13 protein-coding genes are annotated in these 14,272 nt (G+C 55.1%); 8 read left to right on the forward strand and 5 right to left on the reverse strand.

Annotated features, from left to right (window positions below):
• Positions 1-216 precede the first annotated feature (216 nt).
• The 3 genes from GRPL_RS07395 (at position 217) to hslJ (ending at position 2,401) form a co-directional block, all read left to right on the forward strand.
• Positions 217-717 carry a DedA family protein gene (locus GRPL_RS07395; RefSeq protein ID WP_032687987.1) on the forward strand — a complete coding sequence of 167 codons (501 nt, stop codon included), beginning with the start codon at positions 217-219 and terminating at the stop codon, positions 715-717.
• A gap of 146 nt (positions 718-863) precedes the next feature.
• Entirely contained in the window at positions 864-1,853 is a 990-nt protein-coding gene (locus tag GRPL_RS07390; RefSeq protein ID WP_032687988.1) for a 2-hydroxyacid dehydrogenase, read from the forward strand.
• A gap of 125 nt (positions 1,854-1,978) precedes the next feature.
• Positions 1,979-2,401: a heat shock protein HslJ gene (hslJ, locus tag GRPL_RS07385; protein WP_032700055.1), complete on the forward strand. Its 423-nt coding sequence runs from the start codon at positions 1,979-1,981 to the stop codon at positions 2,399-2,401.
• Here hslJ and GRPL_RS0125835 read toward each other — a convergent pair.
• Positions 2,398-2,664: a putative hemolysin gene (locus GRPL_RS0125835; protein WP_004861238.1), complete on the reverse strand. Its 267-nt coding sequence runs from the start codon at positions 2,662-2,664 to the stop codon at positions 2,398-2,400. The genes hslJ and GRPL_RS0125835 overlap by 4 nt on opposite strands.
• A 1,371-nt stretch (positions 2,665-4,035) precedes the next feature.
• On the opposite strand from GRPL_RS0125835, the gene nifJ reads away from it, so the two are divergent.
• The 4 genes from nifJ to ttcA all read left to right on the forward strand — a co-directional run bounded on the left by nifJ (position 4,036) and on the right by ttcA (position 10,155).
• Positions 4,036-7,563 (forward strand): pyruvate:ferredoxin (flavodoxin) oxidoreductase, encoded by a 3,528-nt coding sequence (nifJ, locus tag GRPL_RS07380; RefSeq protein ID WP_032700058.1) that lies wholly within the window; start codon positions 4,036-4,038, stop codon positions 7,561-7,563.
• Positions 7,564-8,287: 724 nt separating this feature from the next.
• On the forward strand, positions 8,288-8,506 hold the full coding sequence (locus tag GRPL_RS07375) for a KTSC domain-containing protein (protein WP_032687991.1): 219 nt from the start codon (positions 8,288-8,290) through the stop codon (positions 8,504-8,506).
• 73 nt (positions 8,507-8,579) lie between these two features.
• Positions 8,580-9,014: a universal stress protein UspF gene (uspF, locus tag GRPL_RS07370; protein WP_032687993.1), complete on the forward strand. Its 435-nt coding sequence runs from the start codon at positions 8,580-8,582 to the stop codon at positions 9,012-9,014.
• Between the two features lie 205 nt (positions 9,015-9,219).
• Positions 9,220-10,155 carry a tRNA 2-thiocytidine(32) synthetase TtcA gene (gene ttcA, locus GRPL_RS07365; RefSeq protein WP_004861225.1) on the forward strand — a complete coding sequence of 312 codons (936 nt, stop codon included), beginning with the start codon at positions 9,220-9,222 and terminating at the stop codon, positions 10,153-10,155.
• Between the two features lie 44 nt (positions 10,156-10,199).
• Here ttcA and dbpA read toward each other — a convergent pair whose 3' ends face one another.
• The 4 genes from dbpA to GRPL_RS27840 all read right to left on the reverse strand — a co-directional run bounded on the left by dbpA (position 10,200) and on the right by GRPL_RS27840 (position 13,529).
• Positions 10,200-11,573, reverse strand: a complete 1,374-nt coding sequence (gene dbpA / locus GRPL_RS07360; RefSeq protein ID WP_004861223.1) for an ATP-dependent RNA helicase DbpA — start codon at positions 11,571-11,573, stop codon at positions 10,200-10,202.
• Between the two features lie 14 nt (positions 11,574-11,587).
• Positions 11,588-11,773, reverse strand: a complete 186-nt coding sequence (ynaL, locus tag GRPL_RS28470; RefSeq protein WP_071824622.1) for a proline-rich small protein YnaL — start codon at positions 11,771-11,773, stop codon at positions 11,588-11,590.
• Between the two features lie 280 nt (positions 11,774-12,053).
• The gene (gene zntB, locus GRPL_RS07355; protein ID WP_032688003.1) at positions 12,054-13,037 is read right to left on the reverse strand and encodes a zinc transporter ZntB; all 984 of its coding nucleotides are present in this window, start codon (positions 13,035-13,037) and stop codon (positions 12,054-12,056) included.
• A gap of 234 nt (positions 13,038-13,271) precedes the next feature.
• Positions 13,272-13,529: a hypothetical protein gene (locus tag GRPL_RS27840; RefSeq protein WP_152632254.1), complete on the reverse strand. Its 258-nt coding sequence runs from the start codon at positions 13,527-13,529 to the stop codon at positions 13,272-13,274.
• On the opposite strand from GRPL_RS27840, the gene GRPL_RS07350 reads away from it, so the two are divergent.
• On the forward strand, positions 13,524-14,270 hold the full coding sequence (locus GRPL_RS07350) for a DeoR/GlpR family DNA-binding transcription regulator (RefSeq protein WP_032700079.1): 747 nt from the start codon (positions 13,524-13,526) through the stop codon (positions 14,268-14,270). The genes GRPL_RS27840 and GRPL_RS07350 overlap by 6 nt on opposite strands.
• Positions 14,271-14,272 lie beyond the last annotated feature (2 nt).

Consider the following 14,272-nt stretch of genomic DNA (forward strand, 5'->3'; position numbering starts at 1 on the left):
GCGAATCAAATTCTCACCGACTCCCTCCACGCTCCGCTTTCTCCGCGCTGTTTCGCGCGCAAATTGCCTGTGCCGATAGCCCTGCCGGGATAGATTCTAAGAATAGTTGCTGTGACATCATCGTTATGGTGAATTGTTGCCATTCGCTTATTTAACCGCCATTTAGCCAGCGCCTGTCACACTCGCGGGAATCGTTCAAATAAGTGGGTGGATCCCGTGGAGTTTTTTGTTTCGCTAATTGAGTATGCGCAGCGCCACTATTCATTCCTGCTGCTGCTGGTCTTTCTGCTGACGTTCAGCAAATCCTGTGCCCTGATTTCTCTGCTGGTGCCGGGCACCTCCGGGCTGCTGCTGCTCGGCCCGCTCGCCTCCGGCAGCCTGAATCACTTCTTATTTATGTGGCTCAGCGCCAGTCTGGGGGCAATCGGCGGATTCTGGATCTCCTGGTGGCTGGGACGGCGGCATCAGCATCGTCTGCTGCGGCTGCGTTGGCTGCGCGGCGATCGGCTGGCCCGTAGCCTGACCTTTCTCCATCGCCACGGCGAATGGGCGGTGTTTTTCGGCCGTTTTCTCTCTCCGCTTCGCGCCACCCTGCCGCTGGCCAGCGGCGTCAGCGGCACTCCGTTCTGGCGTTTTCAACTGGCCAATGTCAGCTCGGGACTTCTCTGGCCGCTGCTCCTGCTGGCTCCCGGTGCCTTCAGCTTCAGTTTTTGGTAAAATACATTGTGTTTTAAAGAGATACCTCAACTCAGTGATATGCTCTAGAATTAATATTATATCCGCCAGGCTAAACTAATTTTTAATATTTGTACGATTATTTTAAATATGCTACCGTGACGGTATAATCACTGGAGAAAAGTCTTATGAAAATCGCTGTGTATAGTACGAAGCAGTACGATAAAAAGTACCTTCAGCATGTTAATGATACATATGGCTTTGAACTCGAATTTTTCGACTTCCTGTTAACCGAAAAAACCGCGAAAACGGCCAACGGCTGTGAAGCCGTGTGCATATTTGTCAACGATGACGGCAGCCGTCCGGTGCTGGAAGAACTGAAAGCATACGGGGTGAAGTACATCGCCCTGCGCTGCGCCGGGTTTAACAACGTCGATCTGGATGCGGCAAAAGAGCTGGGTCTGCGCGTTGTCCGCGTTCCCGCCTATTCGCCGGAAGCCGTGGCTGAACATGCCGTCGGCATGATGATGTCGTTGAACCGCCGCATCCACCGCGCTTACCAGCGTACCCGCGATGCTAACTTCTCGCTGGAAGGCTTAACCGGCTTTACCATGCACGGTAAAACCGCCGGGGTGATCGGGACCGGCAAAATCGGCGTCGCCACGCTGCGTATTCTGAAAGGGTTTGGCATGCGCCTGCTGGCGTTCGATCCCTATCCAAGCGCCGCAGCGCTGGATCTCGGCGTCGAGTATGTTGATTTGCCGACGCTGTATGCACAGTCCGATGTGATCTCCCTGCACTGTCCGCTGACGGAAGAGAACTACCATCTGCTGAATCATGCGGCGTTTGAGCAAATGAAAGACGGCGTGATGGTGATCAACACCAGCCGCGGGGCGCTGATTGATTCTCAGGCGGCGATCGATGCGCTGAAACACCAGAAAATCGGGGCGCTGGGCATGGACGTGTACGAGAACGAACGCGACCTGTTCTTCGAAGATAAGTCCAATGACGTGATTCAGGATGACGTCTTCCGTCGCCTGTCTGCCTGTCATAACGTGTTGTTCACCGGGCATCAGGCTTTCCTGACCGCCGAAGCGCTGATCAGCATTTCACAAACGACCCTGGATAACCTGCGCCAGGTCGATGCTGGCGAAACCTGCCCGAACGCGCTGGTCTGAAAGTCCTTTCCCTTTTGTGCCCTCCTTGCGCGGGGGGCACATTCAGATAACCCCCACAGAAATTGCCTGCAGTAAAGTTAAACTGTGCGTATTTAACAGATGTGATAAATGTTTTTGGAGGAAAAATGAACAAGTTTGCTGCACTGCTGGCGGCAGGAATGCTGTTATCCGGCTGTGTCTACAACAGCAAAGTTTCCACCGGCGCGGAGCAACTTCAGCACCATCGTTTCGTCCTGACCAGCGTGAATGGCCAGGCGCTGGCGGCAGGAGCCAAACCACTGGAGCTGAGTTTTGGCGAAGAGATGTATGTTTCAGGAAATATGTGCAACCGCTTTAGCGGTAAAGGCAAAATCAGCGGCGGCGAGCTGAAGGTCAAAACGCTGGCGATGACCCGTATGCTGTGCACCGATCCTCAGCTGAATACGCTGGATAATACGCTGAGCAACATGCTGCGTGATGGCGCACAGGTTGACCTGACGGAAAATCAGCTGACGCTGGCCACGGCCGATCAGACCCTGGTCTATAAACTCGCCGACCTGGTCAACTAGTAGTTACCGCAGCTTCCGCCCGCTAACGCCTGCTCGCTGCAGCGCTTGCCGTTAGGTAACGCGCACATGCCGATCGCCGAACCATCAAGCTGTCGTGCCACGGACAATGAGCCACCGATCATCGCGCAGTTCGCCTGCCCTGAGCTGCTCATCGCGGCACGCATTCCCGGCGACACGTGTGCCGCTGTCGCCTGTTGAACAGGTTCGCTACTACAGGCCGACAATAATAACGCGGCACACCCTACTAAAAACGCTGCTCGCATCGTCTCTCCCCTCAGAAACTTCCCAAAATAAACAAACCCCAGAATAATAGGCAGCGCAGCGCCTGACGTCGAGAGGCGAAAACCGTATTTATGCGCTCCATTAACATTTCTTAGCAAATTTTCCGCCGATCGTTATCCTGGCAGGGAAAATGATGGACATTCAGCGGGCCATCCATACCCGCGACGAGCGCCGTTGGCCGCTATGGCGGATTGTCACTTTCGCCGTCACAGGGTTGTACGTCTGATGAGGGAAGAGCATCTGCTAATACGCCCGTCGCTCTCACGACCAGGCTGATACCATCCATAACGTTAAAACCCCGCCTGGTGGCAGGGTTGTAATGGCATCCATTTTCCCGGCACTTATCTCCGGAGCGCGGGTCTGCGATGAAGGTTATCCCGATCGGCTATTTGTCCACCCGCCGACGCCGTCATAGTGTTAAGGCTATTAACAGATCGCAATCCCGCGATCGGGTAACCTTTTTTCATTTAAAATCCGGCGTTTTTAGATATACCTTAAAGTCTATTTTCAGCCATCAAAGGGAACGTATAATTTAAGTTCCGGGGGAGACTGCCTCCTTAATTTTCATACAGGAGGCAGGAACCTAATCAAATATCACTCACAGCTCAGGGGGGAGTTTTTACCGCACAACGTTAAGCCCGCTTTTTTCCACTCTTTTTTACGGCAACGGCTGTCTTTATGCTCTGACCAAATTTGATCAAACCGATCTTTTTGCAGGTCCTGTGATTCAGGCGTCCGTGACCATCGCTTTGTACAAAGGGCTTTTCGGGTAGATTTTTGCATAAAAACTCTCCAGGTTGACTTTTGCTAACCATTCCGTAGTTAATCCAGCAAGCTGAGCTGATATTAGCATCATCAGAAGAGAGTTTATTTCAACCTTTGTTTATCTTTGTAAAGGCAGAATATTAAAATCATATTTACCATTTCAGACCTGGGCAGTGCGCACAATCCTCGCGCACAACCTGTACGCTCCGGTTATTCCGCGCGGTCCGTGTCCAGACTGGCTGGACTAATTTACCCCAACCTGAACAGACTCTAACCCGTTCAGAGATCTCAAAAACAGAATGACCGTTCTCATCTGCGATACCTTCAGCAGATGGGCTGTCACCGCGGGGAGCCTGACCGTTACGACGCCTCCCTGTTCGCATATAAATTTATAATAATCAGTAAGATAAATGCTCTACCGTCGGTAAAATCTGCCTCTCGGGGGAGAATTCGTGGATCAATTTGTGCACTCGAAAGCCTCACAACTTCAAGGGTATAGATAATGCCCTTATACTAGCCACTATAATTACAGGACCTGTAGCCGTTTGTCGGGTCTCTTCTTTTGCGCAATGTTAGGGTGTCTTCTTATGATTACTATCGACGGTAATGGCGCGGCCGCTTCAGTCGCGTTTCGCACCAGTGAGGTTATCGCCATCTACCCGATTACGCCCAGTTCAACGATGGCGGAACAGGCGGATGCCTGGGCGGGTAACGGGCTAAAAAACGTGTGGGGGGACGTGCCTCGCGTCGTCGAAATGCAGTCGGAAGCCGGGGCCATCGGTGCCGTACACGGCGCGCTGCAAACCGGGGCGCTCTCGACCTCCTTTACCTCATCGCAGGGGTTGCTGCTGATGATCCCCACGCTGTACAAACTCGCCGGTCAGCTGATGCCGTTTGTCCTGCACGTTGCCGCTCGTACCGTCGCTACCCACGCGCTCTCGATCTTCGGCGACCATTCCGACGTCATGGCCGTGCGCCAGACCGGTTGCGCCATGCTGTGCGCCAGCAGCGTCCAGGAAGCCCAGGACTTTGCGCTGATTTCCCATATCGCCACGCTTAAGAGCCGGGTGCCGTTTATTCATTTCTTCGACGGTTTTCGGACTTCGCATGAAATCAATAAAATCACCCCGCTTGCGGACGACACCATTCGCAGCCTGCTGCCTCAGGACGAGATTGACGCGCACCGTCTACGCGCGCTGAATCCGGAACATCCGGTGATCCGCGGTACTTCGGCGAACCCGGATACTTATTTCCAGTCCCGCGAAGCCACGAACCCCTGGTACGACGCGGTTTATGACCACGTTGAAACGGCGATGAACGATTTCGCCGTCGCGACCGGGCGTCAGTATAAACCGTTCGAGTTTTATGGCCATCCGCAGGCAGAACGGGTGATTGTGATTATGGGCTCGGCGATCGGCACCTGTGAAGAAGTCGTGGACGAGCTGCTGAGCCGTGGCGAAAAAGTCGGTGTCCTGAAAGTTCGCCTCTATCGTCCCTTCTCGGCCGCCCATCTGCTGGAGGCGCTGCCGGAAAGCGCCCGCGCTATCGCCGTTCTCGACCGCACCAAAGAACCGGGCGCCCATGCCGAGCCGCTGTACCTCGATATCATGACCGCGCTGGCGGAAGCCTTTAACCGCGGCGAGCGTGAAACCCTGCCCCGCACCATCGGCGGTCGCTACGGCCTTTCATCCAAGGAGTTCGGCCCGGAGTGCGTGCTGGCTATCTTCAATGAATTACGCGAAGCCCGGCCCAAACCGCGATTCACCGTCGGCATTTATGATGATGTAACCAATCTCTCCCTGCCTCTGGGGGAGAACACCCTGCCATCAGAAGCCAAACTGGAGGCGCTGTTCTACGGCCTCGGCAGCGATGGCAGCGTCTCGGCGACGAAAAACAATATCAAAATTATCGGCAACTCCACGCCGTGGTTCTCGCAGGGTTATTTTGTCTATGACTCGAAAAAAGCCGGCGGGTTGACCGTTTCGCATTTACGAGTCAGTGAAAAACCGATTCGCTCCTCCTATTTGATCTCACAGGCCGATTTTGTTGGCTGCCATCAGCTACAGTTTATCGACAAATATCAAATGGTTGAGCGGTTAAAACCCGGCGGAATCTTCTTGCTCAATACGCCTTATGGCGTCGATGAAGTGTGGTCGCGCCTGCCGCAGGAAGTGCAGGCGACGCTGAACCAGAAAAAAGCGCGCTTTTATATTGTCAACGCCGCGAAGATCGCCCGCGAGTGCAGCCTTGGCGCCCGTATCAACACCGTCATGCAGATGGCATTCTTCCATTTAACACAAATTCTGCCGGGCGACAGCGCGCTGGCCGAACTGCAGGGCGCCATTGCTAAAAGCTACAGCAGCAAAGGTCAGGACCTGGTTGAACGCAACTGGCAGGCGCTGGCGCTGGCGCGCGAATCGTTGGCCGAAGTGCCGCTGCGCCCGGTTGATGCCTCCAGCCCGAACCGCCCGCCGGTGGTCTCCGACGCCGCGCCGGATTTTGTTAAAACCGTCACCGCCGCCATGCTGGCCGGGCTCGGCGATGCGCTACCGGTCTCCGCTCTGCCGCCGGATGGCACCTGGCCAATGGGCACCACCCGTTGGGAAAAACGCAATATCGCCGAAGAGATCCCCATCTGGAAGGAGGAGCTGTGCACCCAGTGTAACCACTGCGTGGCCGCCTGCCCGCATTCAGCGATTCGCGCCAAAGTGGTCCCTCCGCAGGCAATGGACGCGGCACCGGCCAGCCTGCACTCCCTGGATGTGAAATCGCGCGATATGCGCGGGCAGAAATATGTACTGCAGGTGGCGCCGGAAGATTGCACCGGCTGTAACCTGTGCGTGGAAGTGTGTCCGGCAAAAGACCGGCAGAATCCTGAAATCAAGGCCATCAACATGATGTCGCGCCTTGAACATGTGGAAGAAGAGAAAGTGAACTACGACTTCTTCCTCAACCTGCCGGAAATCGACCGCAGCACTCTGGAACGTATTGATATCCGCACCTCGCAGCTGATCAGCCCGCTGTTTGAATATTCCGGCGCCTGCTCAGGCTGCGGCGAAACGCCGTATATCAAACTGCTGACCCAGCTGTACGGGGATCGGATGCTGATCGCTAACGCCACCGGCTGCTCGTCGATTTACGGCGGTAATCTGCCATCCACTCCGTATACCACCGACGCCAACGGCCGCGGCCCGGCGTGGGCAAACTCGCTGTTCGAAGACAACGCCGAATTTGGCCTCGGCTTCCGCTTAACCGTCGACCAGCACCGTCAGCGCGTAATGCGCCTGCTGTCAACGTTTGCCGACAAACTGCCAGCAGCGTTGTACGACGCGCTGCAGGCCGACGCCACGCCGGAGGTGCGGCGTGAACAGGTAGCTGAGCTACGCCAGGTTCTGGCTAATGAAGCAGGCGCGAAGGAGCTCTTAACCGATGCCGATGCGCTGGTTGAGAAATCCATCTGGCTTATCGGCGGCGATGGCTGGGCCTATGACATTGGCTTTGGCGGTCTCGACCACGTCCTGAGCCTGACTGAAAACGTCAACATTCTGGTTCTCGACACGCAGTGTTACTCCAATACCGGCGGCCAGGCGTCGAAGGCGACCCCGCTCGGCGCGGTCACCAAGTTTGGTGAGCACGGCAAGCGCAAAGCGCGTAAGGACCTCGGCGTCAGCATGATGATGTACGGGCATGTTTACGTCGCGCAAATTTCGCTGGGCGCGCAGCTGAATCAGACGGTGAAAGCGATTCAGGAAGCGGAGGCCTACCCTGGCCCGTCGCTGATTATCGCCTACAGCCCCTGCGAAGAGCACGGTTACGATCTGGCGCTCAGCCACGATCAGATGCGTCAGCTGACCGCCACCGGCTTCTGGCCGCTGTACCGCTTCGATCCTCGTCGTGCGGATGAAGGTAAACTGCCGCTGGCGCTGGACTCTCGCCCACCTTCAGACGCGCTGGCCGAAACGCTGCTTAATGAGCAACGTTTCCGTCGCCTCAATGCCCAGCAGCCCGAAGTGGCGGAGCAGCTGTGGAAAGATGCGGCGGCGGATTTGCAAAAACGCTATGACTTCCTGGCCCAGATGGCCGGCAAAGCGGAAAAACCAGCCACCGAGAGTTAATCGGCTCTGTTTTTAAGCTTCACCATAAAAAAAGCCCGAATATTCATTCGGGCTTGTCATTTTTATCGTCAAAATAATATCATGCGTGAATATAATATGTGACGATCATAATAAAACCTGACAATAATAAAGGGCATGTAACGCCCACAGAATACGCCCACCGCGTCACGAAGTATAATTTTTATTTAACATACTTCCGCTTAATACATTCATAAAGACTATAACCATCACGGAAGAATTTATTACTCCACACCGATTCGCCCGTATTGCCTTCTTTTACATCCTCAATGCGCTAAGTTAAAAATATCAGCCTAATAAACGCCGTTGGTGTGACGCCCCCACCATTAGCCCCCGGCCCATTACCCCGGCAATCATCATAATAACCGTCGACAATTCCCCACGACCGCCAACAATAAAATTCTCAGCGCGAGCGATGACGATAATCGTTGCATTAAATAGACGGGCATCGCTCTGATTTATTCGCTCACGCCGAATAGTATTCCCGGCGTCTGTGCGCAAGCCAGTTTGCAGCGCGAAGATGACAACATCAATATAAAGTCACTGCGCCTCTGGCATTACTTATCGCCTTGACCGGACCAACCCGTGCCGATACCGGGTTCACCAGCAACCGTCAATCAAATCAAAACAATATCCCTGGAGTATTAAAACCGTTACCCGATAAATGATATATTGCCGGTAAAGCCTGCCGTAAAGGACGCCAGCCATGGATCATCACCCCGTAAAGTCATCCCGAATCGCCTCCATCGCCTATGACGAGGCCTCTGGCATCCTCGAAATCCGGTTTCACGACGATAGCACGCTTCGCTATGAGAAGGTGCCCGAACGCATCTACCGCCTTTTTTTGCAGGTGGTGTCCAAGGGACGTTTTTATGATGGCGTCATCAAAGGGAAATTTACCGAACTCCGGGGTAACTCACGCTAAAATGTGACCCGTCATGGTACATCGCGCCGCCAAATGGCGTACACTTTAAGCGGTTACTTAAACAGGAGGTTTTATGGCCAGAATAATTCTTGTACCTATTGATATTTCTGATAAAGAATTAACTCAACGCGTTGTCTGTCACGTTGAGGCGGAAGCGCGCATTGACGATGCCGAAGTACACTTTCTGACCGTGATTCCATCCCTTCCCTATTACGCCTCGCTGGGGATGGCCTATACCACCGAACTACCGCCGATGGATGAGTTTAAAGCGGAATCGGAAACGCGTCTGAAAGAGATCGTCGCTCAGTTCGCCATTCCTGAAGACCGGGTGCATTTCCATGTTAAGGAAGGTTCGCCTAAGGATAACATTCTGGAGCTGGCGAAAACGCTGCCGGCCGATCTGGTGATTATCGCCTCTCACCGCCCGGATATTACGACCTATCTGCTCGGCTCCAACGCTGCGGCCGTCGTTCGTCATGCCGACTGTTCCGTACTGGTTGTGCGTTAACCCCTTCAGCCCGCCCTCTGGGCGGGCTTTTTATCTCAACATCTGCCAGGCTAAACTACCTGAAATGTGCTGACATCCCCACCGCGAATCCGTACCATACACGCCACAGACTTAGACTGAGCAACGTCCGACGTCATTAATTGCGACCACCCGCCGTGCCGTGGGCAGAGTGCGTGTGCCACACTATGAATTGAGCTATTATTAAATGCTGCAAAATCAAGAAATTAGCAAAAAAGAAAAGTACAACCTCGATAAATTGCAAAAGCGCCTGCGCCGCAACGTCGGCGAAGCCATTGCCGATTTCAACATGATCGAAGACGGCGACCGGATTATGGTTTGCCTGTCCGGCGGTAAAGATAGCTACACCATGCTGGAAATCCTGCGCAGCCTGCAGAAAAGCGCGCCGATTTCATTCTCGCTGGTCGCGGTCAACCTCGATCAGAAGCAGCCGGGTTTCCCCGCGCACATCCTGCCGGAATATCTGGAGCAGCTTGGCGTCGAGTATAAAATTGTCGAAGAAAATACCTACGGGATCGTCAAAGAGAAGATTCCTGAAGGCAAAACCACCTGTTCGCTCTGTTCACGCCTGCGTCGCGGTATCCTGTACCGTACCGCGAGTGAACTGGGCGCGACGAAGATTGCTCTCGGCCATCACCGCGACGATATTTTACAGACGCTGTTCCTGAACATGTTCTACGGCGGCAAAATGAAAGGCATGCCGCCGAAGCTGATGAGCGATGACGGTAAACACATCGTGATTCGCCCGCTGGCATACTGCCGTGAAAAAGACATTGAGCGTTTTTCGCAGGCGAAAGGTTTCCCGATCATTCCGTGCAACCTGTGCGGTTCGCAGCCTAACCTGCAGCGCCAGGTGATTGCCGATATGCTACGCGACTGGGATAAACGCTATCCTGGCCGTATCGAGACCATGTTCAGCGCCATGCAGAACGTGGTGCCGTCTCATCTGAGCGACATCAACCTGTTTGACTTTAAAGGGATTAACCACAACTCAGAAGTGGTTGATGGCGGCGATCTGGCGTTTGACCGGGAAGAGATTCCGCTGCAGCCTGCCGGCTGGCAGCCGGAAGACGATGCCGCGCAGCTGGATGAACTGCGTCTGAACGTGGTAGAAGTGAAGTAACCGACCGGCGTCTCAGAGTCACCTCTGAGACGCGTTATCATCGCTTATTTCAGCAGGCGGACGCGGCAGTTTTTGCCTTTAATCTTGCCGTTCTGCAGCTGCTTATAGGCTTTCTGCGCCACGCTCTGGCGAATGGCCACATAGACATGCGCAGGATGGACGTTAATCTTGCCGATGTCGGCGCCGTCAAAGCCCATATCTCCGGTCAACGCGCCGAGCACATCGCCAGCGCGCATTTTTGCTTTCTTCCCGCCATCGATACACAGCGTCGCCATCTCTGCGTGAAGCGGTTTGATATTGCCGTTCGTTGGCGCGCTCACCCAGTTCAGCTTCAGCTGCAGCATCTCGGCCAGGATGTTGGCGCGCTGCGCCTCTTCCGGCGCGCAGAGGCTGATAGCCAGACCGCTCTCGCCGGCGCGGGCGGTACGGCCGATGCGATGCACGTGAACTTCCGGATCCCAGGCCAGCTCGTAGTTAACCACCAGCTCCAGCGATTTAATATCGAGGCCGCGCGCGGCGACGTCGGTGGCGACCAGCACGCGAGAGCTCCCGTTGGCAAAACGCACCAGCGTCTGATCGCGATCGCGTTGTTCAAGATCGCCGTGCAGCGACAGCGCGCTCTGCCCTGCGGCATTCAGCGAATCGCAAACCGCCTGACAATCTTTTTTGGTGTTGCAAAACACCACGCAGGAGGCCGGCTGATGCTGGCTGAGCAGCGTTTGCAGCAGCGGGATTTTTCCGCGCTGGGAGGTTTCGAAAAACTGCTGCTCGATTGCCGGCAACGCGTCGACAGAATCGGTCTCAATGGTTAACGGATGGTTTTGCACCCGCCCGCTGATCGCCGCGATCGCTTCCGGCCAGGTGGCGGAGAACAGCAGCGTCTGACGTTCGGCCGGGGCAAAGCGGATCACCTCATCGATGGCCTCGCTGAAGCCCATATCCAGCATCCGATCGGCTTCATCCATCACCAGCGTCTGCAGCGCATCCAGCGACACGGTGCCCTTCTGCAGGTGATCCAGCAAACGACCCGGCGTGGCGACGATGATATGCGGCGCATGCTGCAGCGAATCGCGCTGCGCACCGAAAGGCTGCCCGCCGCAAAGGGTCAAAATTTTAATATTTGGTAAAAAGCGCGCCAGACGACGCAGCTCGCCCGCGACCTGATCGGCCAGTTCGCGGGTCGGGCACAAGACCAAAGATTGTGTCTGGAACAGGGTAGCATCGACGTGTTGAAGCAGCCCCAGACCAAATGCCGCAGTTTTACCGCTACCGGTTTTGGCCTGCACGCGCACATCTTTACCCGCCAGAATCGCGGGCAAGGCGGCGGCCTGCACAGGGGTCATCGTGAGATAACCCAGCTCATTGAGATTGGCGAGCTGGGCAGCGGGTAAAACGTTCAGTGTTGAAAAAGCGGTCACAATTTTTTCTCGAATTAACAGGCACACAAAGGGCAGGCGCGTATCCTCGCAGATCTGCGCCTGCGATGCGACAATTTAATCGGCTCATCATCCGGCGGCGGATCGGGCAGTGGATGCGGGCGCGGCCGGGGATCGGGCACCGGTATGGGATCGTTAGGTTCTGGCGAGACAGGGATGGATGTCAGGGGTTGATAGCGCATGTTGGTTCTCCCGGGAATGAGCGGGTACACCCATTAAGCGTAGAAGCTGCTAACCAGAGAGCAAAAAAAAAGCCGACTTAATCAAGTCGGCGTCGTACGAATCAATTGTGCTATGCAGTAATTCAAAAAAGGAAGTAAGACAATATGGAGCGCAACGCCCATCGCTTGACGTTGCATTCACCTGCGAGAGAGATATTGCCCCGAATGGGTGGACGGTTTATTGATTTCGCTCAAACATTACCGGGTTTTCGCCCGATGGACGGCGATGAAAAGCGATTATTTACAGCCATTTACTACGATGTAACCACCATGTAACACCGCCAATGAGAACGACTAACATTATGCAGAAGATAGAAAAGCCTAAATGCCACTCATTGCCGGGGATCCCGCCCAGGTTGACGCCAAACAGCCCGGTCAAAAAGGTGCTGGGCAGAAACACCATCGCCATCAGCGACATCGTATAGGTCCGGCGCGACAGCCCCTCTTGCATAATCTGGGCAATCTCATCGCTCATAATCGCCGTCCGGGAAATACAGCTGTCAATCTCATCCAGGCCCCGCCCCAACCGGTCGGCAATATCCTGCATTCTGCGGCGGTGATCGTCATTCATCCACGGCAGGCGCTCGCTGGCAAGGCGGGAGTAAACATCGCGCTGCGGCGACATATAGCGGCGCATGACAATCAGCTGTTTGCGCAGCAGCGCCAGAAAACCACGCGGCGGTACCTGCTGATCCAGCAGGTTATCTTCGAGGTCGATAATCCGGTCATGCAGCTGCTCGATAAATTCGCTGGCGTGGTCGGTCAGCGCATCGCAAATATCCACCAGCCAGCCGCCGCAGTCCACCGGCCCGGTTCCCTCGCGCAGATCGCCGAGCACATCATCCAGCGCCAGCACCCGACGCTGGCGGGTGGAGACGATTAAGCGCTCGTCCATATACAGGCGCATCGCCACCAGCTGGTCCGGGCGCTCATCGGTACTGCCGTTGATGCAGCGCAGCGTAATTAACGTCCCGTCCCCCACCCGGGTGACCCGGGGACGGGTACTTTCCCCGGCTAAAGCATCGCGGACGCTGTTGGGTAACAGCGGAGTGGATGCCAGCCATTCGGCGCTATCGGCGTGCGTATAGTTCAGATGCAACCAACAGGGGCGATCCTTATCGATAGCGTCACTGTCAGTCAGCGGCTTCACTCCGCCCTGCCCGTCGAATTGCCATGCAAAAACCGCATCCGGCACGTTCAATTCCGATCCCTTAATGGCGTCCACCAGACCTCCGTCAGTCAGTACTTATTTTTGCTAGTCTAGCCTGACACATCGGTTAATCAAGGGGTAAAGTCAGCAGGGTGCTGAATTCGCTGATGAAAAGCGGGCGAGGAGGAGAATAAAAAAAGAACCCGCCGGCGGCGGGTTATGAGTGCGTTTCATAAGAGTATGTCCAGCCCGCTGAATTAACCACCGCCAGAATGAATACCGGCGGGACGGCAGGCTAGCAGGAGCCGTTCATTTTTTCTCTTCTGCGTACTGACGCGCGTTATCGTGCAAATTTGTACACATGTTGTTATCTCCTTCATGGTTATGAGCAGGATAAGGGTAGACCGCTGTTGCCGTTTTGCAAACCCGCCGCGTAAAAAAGTGTCGCCCCGCCCCGCCGCGCCTCTGCTTCTCTCCTGAACCGGGTGCAAGGAAGATTTCTTTTCCTGAAAAATGCTGTATTATGCGAGTTATTGCAGCATTTTGCAGGATTTCATCACCATGCATAAAACCGCCAGACAAAAGTACCTGGTTGATCTTATTAGTGAAAATGGGCAAGTCAGCATCAGCGAACTGGTTGAAAAGCTGCAGGTTTCTGCAGACACCCTGCGTCGCGATCTGGCCGATCTTGAAAAGCAGGGGCTGGCGCAGAAGAACCACGGCGGCGCAATCGCGCTCGACATTTCCGCGATGAATCGCCAGGGCAGAAACGCCCTGCTGCCGCAGACTAAACAGCGTTTAGGCCGCATGGTCGCCAGCAAAATACCCGCCGGTTCGACCCTCTTTTTAGATGCCGGCAGTACCGTTCTGGCCGTCGCTACCCAGATTCAAGGCCCGATGACGGTCATCACCACTTCCTTAGATATTGCCGCGCATTTCAGCACCCGCGCGGATATCCAGCTGATCATGCTGGGAGGAACATGGGATGTGCGGCAGCGGCTGTTTGCCGGCAGCGCCACCCTGGCATTGCTGGCGCGCTATCGCGCCGATATCGCCATCCTCGGCGCCTGCGCTATCCATGCGCAACTCGGTTTAAGCGCCAGCCAGGAGGCTGATGCCGAAATCAAACGCGCCATGCTGGCGGCAAGCACCGAGCACTGGCTGGTCGCCGATCATATGAAGCTGAACCACTGCGAGCCGCATCTGGTGGCCGAATTAACAGACATACATCAGTTATTTTTAGACAAGCCCTGGGAAGAGCTCGGGGATACTAGCGCGCTGCAGGTCAACATTGCTGACGCTCAATAACG

It is taken from the genome of Klebsiella planticola ATCC 33531, from assembly GCF_000735435.1.
Lineage (GTDB): Bacteria > Pseudomonadota > Gammaproteobacteria > Enterobacterales > Enterobacteriaceae > Klebsiella > Klebsiella planticola.